Origin of the sequence: Nonomuraea sp. NPDC049419 (genome assembly GCF_040676995.1) — a bacterium.
GTDB lineage: Bacteria > Actinomycetota > Actinomycetes > Streptosporangiales > Streptosporangiaceae > Nonomuraea > Nonomuraea salmonea.
In genome coordinates this window covers 216,745-224,530 of the sequence record NZ_JBFAQB010000016.1, presented here as the reverse complement: position 1 = coordinate 224,530, position 7,786 = coordinate 216,745, and the positions used below count along the sequence as shown (strand labels likewise).

The following is a 7,786-nucleotide window of genomic DNA, read 5'->3' as shown; positions in this document are numbered from 1 at the left end:
GCCACCCCCCGCCACTGCCGCGCCCGGCCGGGCGCGGGCCGGACCGGGGGGGCCCGCCGGGGTAACACCCCCCGGCGGCCGCTTCATGCCGGGCCCCGATCAGTCGCCCGCACTTGCGTCGAGGAGCCGGATCGTGCCCGTCGGGCAGCGCCTGGCCGCCTCGCGGACGAGGTCGGCGAGCGCGGCCGGCGGCTCCGGGTCGCGTACCACGACCACGGTCTCGTCGTCGTGGCCGAACACCTGCGGCACGGCGGCCACGCACAGGCCGCTGCCGCAGCACGTGTCACGATCCACCGTCACGCGCATGCTCACCACTCCACCGGAATCCTCAGCAGCCCGCCGATCAGCGTCCCCTCACTGCGTCCCAGCTCGGCCGCGGGCACGGCGAGCCGCAGGCCGGGGAAGCGGCGCAGCAGCGTGTCCAGCACGATCTGCAGCTCCAGCCGGGCCAGCGAGGCGCCGATGCAGAAGTGCGGCCCCACGCTGAAGGTCAGGTGGTAGTTGGACGGCCGCGCCACGTCGAACTCGTGCGGGCAGCAGAACACGCTCTCGTCCCAGTTCGCCGACTCGACCGCCGGGATGATGCTCGTGCCCTTCGGCACCGTCACCCCGCCCACCTCGATGTCGTCGGTGACATAGCGGAGCATCGACAGCGAGCCGTTGAGCAGCTTGAAGCGCAGCACCTCCTCCACCGCCGAGGGCACCAGCGACAGGTCCGCGCGCAGCTTGGCGAGCTGGTCGGGATGGGCCAGCACCTTCGCCACCATGTAGCCGATCTGGCTGGCCGTGGTCTCGTAGCCGACCAGCAGGAGCAGCCGGCACCACCAGTGCAGCTCGTACTCGCTCAGGCGGGTGTCGTCGTCCTCGTGGACCTGCGTCAGCGCGCTGATCAGGTCGTCACGGGGGTTCGCCCGCCGCCTCTCGATCAGCGCCCCCATGTACGCGCTGATCTCGCGCATCGCCGCGCCGATCTCGGGCCCCGAGTATTTGCCGGTGGACAGGAACCGGTCCGTCCAGCCGCGGAAGCGGTCCTGGTCCTCGGCGGGCACGCCCAGCAGGTCGCAGATGACCCGGATGGACAGCGGGAACGCGACGGCCTCCGACACGTCGGCCGGGCACGGCCCGTTCTCCATCTTGGTCACCAGCTCGTCCACGATCTCCTGCACCTTGGGGCGCAGGTTCTCCACCATCGTGGCGGTGAACGCCTTCATCACCAGCCGCCTGACCCTGGTGTGCTCAGGCGGGTCGGGGTCCATCCGCTCGTCCTGGAACATCTTGTTGTTCGAGGTCATGCGGGCCGCGTCGGGGCGGTTGAGATTGCGGCTGACCCGGTGGTCGGTCAGCACGGACCGCACGTCCTCGTACCGCGTGACCAGCACCGCCCGGTCGCCGCTCGGCAGCACCACGGGGAGCACGGGACGCTCGCGCAGGTCCGTCAGCTCGGCGGGCACGTCGAGGGGGGAAGGGCGCGGGAACGGGTACGGGACCGGCTGTTCGCTGCTCATCTGGTCACCTTTCTGATCAGGCGGCTCACACCGGCCGGGCCTCGACGATGCTGTGGGGCGGCTCCGTGGGGTGGATGTCGACGACCTCGAAGCCCGACTCCTCCACGAGCCGCGTCCAGTCGGCGACGGTCCGCTCCCGGCCGCCGTTGGTGACCGCCATCGAGATGTCCATCAGCTTGATGTAGTGGGGGTCGTTGCCCTCCGGGACGACGCCGTCCACGATCAGCACGCGGGCGTCGGCGTCGTCGCCGATCGCCTGCCTGATCCTGCCCAGCACCTTGCTGCACTCGGCGTCCGCCCAGTCGTGCATGACGGCCTTCAGCGTGTACGCGTTCGCGCCCGACGGCACCTCGTCGAAGAAGCTGCCGCTGACCAGCTCGACCCGGTCGGCGACGCCCTGCGCGGCGAGCACCGGCGGCGCCGTCGCGATGGCGGTCTCGATGTCGAACAGGATGCCCCGCGAGTCCGGGTAGCGGCGCAGGATGGCCGACAGGAACCGGCCCTGGCCGCCGCCGATGTCGGCGATCGTGGCGAAGCGCCCGAAGTCGAAGGAGTCGGCGATCTTCGGCGCGCGGCTCTCGTTCAGCTCCGACATGGCCTTGTGGAACGCGGCGGCGAACTCGGGAGCCTCCTGCTCCAGGTACTCGAAGAAGTTCTTGCCCTCCCGCAGCTTGCGGCCGTTGGGCTCGCCGGTGCGCACGGTGTCGTAGGCGTAGCCCCAGCAGTTCCACACGGTGGTCTCGCCGTAGAAGTAGGCGAGGTACCTGAGCGAGCCTGGCACGTCGCTGCGCAGGTACTGCGCCTTCGGCGTCAGCTCGAATCGCCCGTCGCCGCGCTCGGCGAACACGCCGACGGACGCGGCGGCGCGCAGGAACCGGTGCAGCGTGGGCGCGTGGCTGTCGGTCCGCGCGGCCAGGTCTTCGACGCCGCACGGGCCGTCGGCGAGCAGGTCGGCGACGCCGAGGCGGGCGAGCACGTTCAACGTGCCCGCCACCCATTTGCCGGCCAGCATCATGAGCAGTTCCTGCTGCTCCTCGCCGGGACCCTGCTCCTGGACACGGTCGGTCGGGGTCGTGGTCATCCCCATTCCTCCTTCTGGGTGACAGGTCGTTTCCGCCGCCTTCGGGCCGGTCAGGGGCCTGCCATGCCCGGCAGGCTGCCACCGGCGGCTCAAGGGCGGATCAAACCGGCATGGAGCGCGGGCCAGGCGTTCCAGCCGAGCGGTTCGCGAGGGCGTTTCGAGCCTCGCCGCGCATCCTGGGGACCCACGTTCGCGATCTCCCGAGGAGTTGCCATGCCGTACACGGCGATCACTTATGACATCAAGGGCGGACACGAGGACGAGGTCGCCGAGGTGTTCGCGAACTTCCGGCGGCCGTCGGGGAACGTCGTCCCCGGGGCCGACGGCGGCCAGGCCGGCCGCATCCTCGCCACCGCGGTGTTCATCAGGGACAGCATGCTGGTGCGGTTCATCGAGTACGAGGGCGACCTCGACGCGGTGATCACGTTCATGGCCACCCAGCCGGGCGTGGCCGAGGTCGAGCGCAAGCTCGCCCCCTACCTGAACAAGCCGCGCGACACCGGCACCGTCGAGGGCTTCACGAAGACCTTCAACGCCAGCCGGCTGCGCTGCATCACCCAGTTCGCGGTGCCCAGGAACCCGGAGCCCTCAGCCTCTGCGGCAGACCAGTAGCGTGTCGAAGTCGCCGAGCGGCCGGTGCTCCAGCGCGGTGAAACCGGCCGCCGCGGCGTGCTGCCTGACCTCCTCGACCGGATACTCCGAGCCGCCCTCGGTGACCAGCATCATGTCGAGGCTGATCACCAGGTTCTCGATCAGGGCGGGGCCCTCGTCGAGCATGCGGTCGTAGATCAGCAGCGCGCCGCCCGGCTTGACCGCCGCGCCCGCCTTCTCCACCAGGAAGCGGCGGCTCTCCTCGTCGTAGTCGTGCAGCACGTGCCCCAGGACCACGATGTCGGCGCGCGGCAGCGGGTCCTTGAAGAAGTCGCCGCCGTGGAAGCTCATCCGCTCGGTCAGGCCCAGTCCTGCCATGTGCTCGTCGAAGAACGGCTCCATCTGCGGCAGGTCGAACACGGTGCCGGTCAGGTCGGGGTGCGCCTTGGTGATCTGGCCGGCCAGGTTGCCCCGGCAGCCGCCGACGTCGAGCAGCGTCGCGTGGCCCGAGAAGTCGAACGCCTCGATGAGCTGCGGCCCGAGCACCTGGGTCAGCGCGTCCATCATGTGGATGAACCGGCCCAGAATCTTCGGGTCGCGCAGGACGTCCTGGAAGTCGCCCTTGGCCTGCGGCTCGCCGGTGCGCAGCGCCTCGGACAGCTTGCCCCAGGCCGGGTAGAGGTTGTCGTTGGTCCTGCGCATGAACCCGCCGACGTACGTCGGCTGCTCGCGCACCAGATACTGGTCCGCGCCGGCGGCGTTGCGGAAGCCGTCGCCCTGGCGTTCCAGCAGGCCGAGCGCGGTCAGCAGGTGCAGGAAGTCGCGCAGGCCGCGGCCGTGCAGCCCGAGCCGCTCACGCAGCTCCTCCTCGGTGGCCGGGTTGTCGTGCAGGACGGTGAAGAGGTCCAGCTCCACCGCGGTGAGCAGGGCCTTGGCCTCGCAGAAGGCGTTGCACAGCCGGATGAGCCCGGTGGGGGTGGTGACGTCCGGAGCGATGCCCGTCATACGTGACTTCCTTTCTCGCAGCCCTGGCCGACGGTCGTGCCGGGTTGCTCGCGACGCTTCCATCGCGAGGTGGAGACCGGCTCGAAGCCGGTTGGAGCGCGACGGCGGCGCCGCCCGGCCTCGACCGGGAATCGAGGGGCGGACCAGCCGGTGCCTGCACGATGGGCCGAGCCGTACGTCGCAGCGAGAGGAATGGTCTGGTGGATCAAGGGCTACGCGGCAAGCGCGTGCTGGTGACCGGTGGGACCAGGGGCATCGGTCGTGCCACGGTCCTCGCCTTCGCGCAGGCCGGCGCACACGTTCTGGCATGTCATCACACCGAGGGCGAGGACGCCGACACCCTCGCCAGGGAGCTGAAGGAGCTCGGCGACCGCAGCCGGGTGGTGCGGGCCGACGTGACCGACTCCGCGGACGCCCGCCGGCTGGCCGGCACCGTGGACTCCGAGCTCGGCGGGCTCGACGTCCTGGTCAACAACGTCGGCGTGGACGGCGCGGCCCCGTTCGCCAAGATCTCGGGCGAGGAGTGGCAGCGGCTGCTCGACCACAACGTGACCTCCGCCTACCTCGTCACGCAGTCGATGCTGCACCTGCTGGCCGACGGCGCCTCGGTGATCAACATCGGCGCGTCGGCCGCGCTGCGCGGGCGGATGAACGGCGTGCACTACTCCGCCTCGAAGGCGGCGCTCATCGGGTTCACCCGGGGGCTGTGCAAGGAGCTGGGCGCCCGCGGCATCAGGGTCAACCTGGTCGCGCCTGGACTCACCGAGACCGAGCCGGGTGCGGGGCTGCCGCCGCAGGTCGTCGAGCGGATCGTGTCGATCACGGCGCTCGGGCGGCTCTGCCGGCCGCACGACGTGGCCGGCGCGGTGCTGTTCCTGGCGGGTGACACCTCCCGCTACATCAGCGGCGTGACCCTGAACGTGGACGGCGGGATCTGAGCGGCGGGCGGGAGACCCATGGACATCGGAGTCGGCGCGCCGAGCACCGTTCCCGGCGCGGACGGCAGGGAGCTGGCCGAGTTCGCCCGCCGGGCCGACCGGCTCGGCTTCAGCACGCTGGCGGTGCTCGACCGGCTGGTCTACGACAGCTACGACACCGTGGTGACGCTGGCCGCCGCCGCGGCCGTGACCGAGCGCATCACGCTGGCGCCCACGATCCTGCTGGCCGCCTACCGGCCGAGCGCGACGCTGCTGGCCAAGCAACTGGCCAGCGTGGACCGGCTGTCCGGCGGCCGGCTGGTCGTCGGCGTCGCCGCGGGCGGCAGGGAGGACGACTTCACCGCGACCGGCGTGCCGTACGGCGGGCGCGGGCGCCGCCTCGACGCGGTGCTGGAGGAGATGGGGCGGGTGTGGTCGGGGGAGGTCCCCGGCGTCGGCCCGCGCCCGCAGCGCGGGCGGATCCCGCTCTGGGTCGGCGGCAACTCGGCCGCGTCGATGGCGCGCGCCGCGAGGTACGGCATCGGCTGGATCTCCGGCAGCACCCCGCTGCACCGCTACGCCGAGGTGGCCGCCGCCGTACGCAAGAGCTGGGCCGACGCGGGCCGCACCGACCAGCCCCGGCTGGGCGCGCTCGCCTACGTCGCGCCCGGCGCGGACCGCAGGCAGGCCGGCGCCCGCTACCTGCTCGACTACTACGCCTACACCGGCCAGAAGGCCCGCTTCCTGGCCGAGAACGTGATCACCGACGACACCCGGCTGCGCGAGACGATCGACGGCTACGCCGCCGCCGGATGCGACGAGCTCATGCTGATCCCCTGTACGTCCGATGCCGGCCAGCTCGACCTGATCGCCAAAGTGGCCTTCGGCTGAGCCCGCGCCGACGATCCAGAAGGAGGACGCCATGCCGTACGCGGCCATCACCTACCGGGTCAAACCGGGTTACGAGGACGAGATCGCCGAGATCTTCGCCGGCTTCCAGCGGGTGGACACCCCCGTGTTCACCGGCGACGACGGCGCCGCGGCGGGCCGGCTGCTCGGCACCGCGGTCTTCATCAAGGACGACGTGATGGTACGGATCATCCACTACGAGGGCGAGTTCGCCGCCATCGCCCGCCACATGGGCGGGCAGCGCGGGGTGCACCTGATCGAGGAGCAACTCGCCCCCTACCTCCAGGAGCAGCGGGACACCGGCGACGAGGCCGGGTTCGGCCGGTACTTCCGCGACGCCGTCATGCGCTGCATCTCGCAGCTGTCCGTCGAGACCCACCCCGCGCAGCGATGAGCGTGCGGCCGGCGTCGATCGCGGTGCTCGGGCTGGGCGGCATGGGCGCGGGCATGGCGCGGGCCCTCATCGCCGCGGGCGCGCGCGTCACCGCGTACAACCGGAGCCCTGAGAAGGCCGTGCCGTTGCGAGAGGCGGGGGCCGCGGTCGCGGCCACCCCGGCCGAGGCGGTGGCCGGCGCCGAGGTCGTGCTGCTCAGCCTCGCCGACGAGGCGGCCGTGGAGCAGGTGCTGTTCGGCGCGCTGGACGGGCGGCTGCCGCCCGGCTCGGTCGTCGTGGACACCTCGACCGTCACCCCGGCGTTCGCCGTGGACGCGGAAGCGCGGCTGGCCAAGGCGGGGGTGCGGCGGGTCGAGGCGTGCGTGCTCGGCAACCCGGCGATGGCCGCCAAGGGCGAGCTGCGCGTCTTCGCCGCCGGTGCGGACGCGGCGGTGGCCGAGGTGCGCGACGTGCTGGAGGCCATCGGGCAGGACGTCCGCGTGCTCGGGCCGACCGGGAACGCGAGCGCGCTGAAGCTGGCGTTCAACCTGATGCTGGGCGTGCAGATCATCGGCCTCGCGGAGGCGGTGACGTTCGTCGAGGCCATGGGCGTCGATCGGAACGTGCTGCTGGACGTCTTCGAGCGCAGCGGCTGGCGCTCGCCGGTGCTGTCGTTCCGCGCGCAGTTCATGCGCGGGCGGACGTACCGGCCGGCGGCCTTCCGCGCCACGCTCATGCACAAGGACCTCCGCCTGGCCGTCCAGGAGGCGCAGACCCACGGGGCCGACCTGCCGGTGACGGGGAGTGCCCTCGACCGCTACGCCGCCGTTTTGGAGGCCGGCCGCGGCGACGACGACGCCGCCACGGTCGCCGAACCGACATGATCACCGACCTGCTGGCCGTGGCGGCGCTGGTGGGCAGCGGGGTCGTGGCCGGGGTGCTGTTCGCGGTCGCGCTGAGCGTGCTGCCCGCGCTCTTCGCGATGCCGGCCGACCGCTACGTCTACACCCACCAGCTCGTGGGCCGCCGGTGGGACCCGACCATGCCGATCATCGTGCTGACGTCGATGGCCCTCGACATCGTGCTCGCGGTGCTGACCAGGGCCGAGCCGGCCGCGCTGTTCGCCACGGCCGCCGTCCTGCTGCTCGGGGTGTCGGTGGTCTCGCACTTCTGCAACGTCCCGATCAACCGGGTGGTCAAGGCCCTCGACCCGGACAAGGTGCCGCCCGACTGGCGCGACCCCCGCCCGCTGTGGCGGCGCTGGCACCTGCTGCGCACCGCGCTCGCCCTGCTGGGCGTGACGGTGAACGCCGTCGCCGTGGTGCTCGCCTGACCGCGCCGGGCACCGCGGCGCAAAGCCGGATGAGAAGTCAGAAAGCGCCGGAACATGGCGCGGCCGACCGAA

At 71.9% G+C, this 7,786-nt stretch carries 10 protein-coding genes; 6 read left to right on the top strand and 4 right to left on the bottom strand.

Annotated elements, in window-relative coordinates; translation table 11 throughout:
• Window positions 1-99 precede the first annotated feature (99 nt).
• The 3 genes from AB0K12_RS35580 to AB0K12_RS35570 are packed head-to-tail and all read right to left on the bottom strand — an operon-like array spanning window position 100 to window position 2,586.
• Window positions 100-306 (bottom strand): ferredoxin, encoded by a 207-nt coding sequence (locus AB0K12_RS35580; RefSeq protein WP_364571275.1) that lies wholly within the window; start codon window positions 304-306, stop codon window positions 100-102.
• A 2-nt stretch (window positions 307-308) separates the two neighbouring features.
• Window positions 309-1,505, bottom strand: a complete 1,197-nt coding sequence (locus tag AB0K12_RS35575; RefSeq protein ID WP_364571272.1) for a cytochrome P450 — start codon at window positions 1,503-1,505, stop codon at window positions 309-311.
• Between the two features lie 25 nt (window positions 1,506-1,530).
• Window positions 1,531-2,586, bottom strand: coding sequence for a methyltransferase (locus tag AB0K12_RS35570; RefSeq protein ID WP_364571270.1), 1,056 nt, complete (start codon window positions 2,584-2,586; stop codon window positions 1,531-1,533).
• A 213-nt stretch (window positions 2,587-2,799) separates the two neighbouring features.
• Here AB0K12_RS35570 and AB0K12_RS35565 point away from each other — a divergent pair, with 213 nt between their 5' ends.
• Window positions 2,800-3,198, top strand: a complete 399-nt coding sequence (locus AB0K12_RS35565) for a SchA/CurD-like domain-containing protein (protein ID WP_364571267.1) — start codon at window positions 2,800-2,802, stop codon at window positions 3,196-3,198.
• On the opposite strand, the gene AB0K12_RS35560 is transcribed toward AB0K12_RS35565, so the two are convergent.
• Complete coding sequence (locus tag AB0K12_RS35560) at window positions 3,175-4,182, bottom strand: methyltransferase (RefSeq protein WP_364571265.1); 1,008 nt, start codon at window positions 4,180-4,182, stop codon at window positions 3,175-3,177. The two genes, AB0K12_RS35565 and AB0K12_RS35560, sit on opposite strands and share 24 nt — an antisense overlap.
• A gap of 200 nt (window positions 4,183-4,382) precedes the next feature.
• On the opposite strand from AB0K12_RS35560, the gene AB0K12_RS35555 reads away from it, so the two are divergent.
• The 5 genes from AB0K12_RS35555 to AB0K12_RS35535 are packed head-to-tail and all read left to right on the top strand — an operon-like array spanning window position 4,383 to window position 7,714.
• Window positions 4,383-5,120 carry an SDR family oxidoreductase gene (locus AB0K12_RS35555; RefSeq protein ID WP_364571263.1) on the top strand — a complete coding sequence of 246 codons (738 nt, stop codon included), beginning with the start codon at window positions 4,383-4,385 and terminating at the stop codon, window positions 5,118-5,120.
• An 18-nt stretch (window positions 5,121-5,138) separates the two neighbouring features.
• Window positions 5,139-5,990 (top strand): LLM class flavin-dependent oxidoreductase, encoded by an 852-nt coding sequence (locus AB0K12_RS35550; RefSeq protein WP_364571261.1) that lies wholly within the window; start codon window positions 5,139-5,141, stop codon window positions 5,988-5,990.
• Window positions 5,991-6,021: 31 nt separating this feature from the next.
• On the top strand, window positions 6,022-6,402 hold the full coding sequence (locus AB0K12_RS35545; RefSeq protein ID WP_364571259.1) for a SchA/CurD-like domain-containing protein: 381 nt from the start codon (window positions 6,022-6,024) through the stop codon (window positions 6,400-6,402).
• Window positions 6,399-7,265, top strand: coding sequence for an NAD(P)-dependent oxidoreductase (locus AB0K12_RS35540; protein ID WP_364571257.1), 867 nt, complete (start codon window positions 6,399-6,401; stop codon window positions 7,263-7,265). Before AB0K12_RS35545 ends, AB0K12_RS35540 begins: the two co-directional genes overlap by 4 nt.
• Complete coding sequence (locus AB0K12_RS35535; RefSeq protein WP_364571255.1) at window positions 7,262-7,714, top strand: DUF1772 domain-containing protein; 453 nt, start codon at window positions 7,262-7,264, stop codon at window positions 7,712-7,714. The genes AB0K12_RS35540 and AB0K12_RS35535 overlap by 4 nt, the downstream gene beginning before the upstream one ends.
• Window positions 7,715-7,786 lie beyond the last annotated feature (72 nt).

Bases quoted from the DNA above. Each gene is read 5' to 3' on its own strand.
- AB0K12_RS35580 (WP_364571275.1), bottom strand. From the start codon at position 306: ATGCGCGTGACGGTGGATCGTGACACGTGCTGCGGCAGCGGCCTGTGC.
- AB0K12_RS35545 (WP_364571259.1), top strand. From the start codon at position 6,022: ATGCCGTACGCGGCCATCACCTACCGGGTCAAACCGGGTTACGAGGAC.
- AB0K12_RS35560 (WP_364571265.1), bottom strand. From the start codon at position 4,182: ATGACGGGCATCGCTCCGGACGTCACCACCCCCACCGGGCTCATCCGG.
- AB0K12_RS35570 (WP_364571270.1), bottom strand. From the start codon at position 2,586: ATGACCACGACCCCGACCGACCGTGTCCAGGAGCAGGGTCCCGGCGAG.
- AB0K12_RS35550 (WP_364571261.1), top strand. From the start codon at position 5,139: ATGGACATCGGAGTCGGCGCGCCGAGCACCGTTCCCGGCGCGGACGGC.
- AB0K12_RS35535 (WP_364571255.1), top strand. From the start codon at position 7,262: ATGATCACCGACCTGCTGGCCGTGGCGGCGCTGGTGGGCAGCGGGGTC.
- AB0K12_RS35565 (WP_364571267.1), top strand. From the start codon at position 2,800: ATGCCGTACACGGCGATCACTTATGACATCAAGGGCGGACACGAGGAC.
- AB0K12_RS35540 (WP_364571257.1), top strand. From the start codon at position 6,399: ATGAGCGTGCGGCCGGCGTCGATCGCGGTGCTCGGGCTGGGCGGCATG.
- AB0K12_RS35575 (WP_364571272.1), bottom strand. From the start codon at position 1,505: ATGAGCAGCGAACAGCCGGTCCCGTACCCGTTCCCGCGCCCTTCCCCC.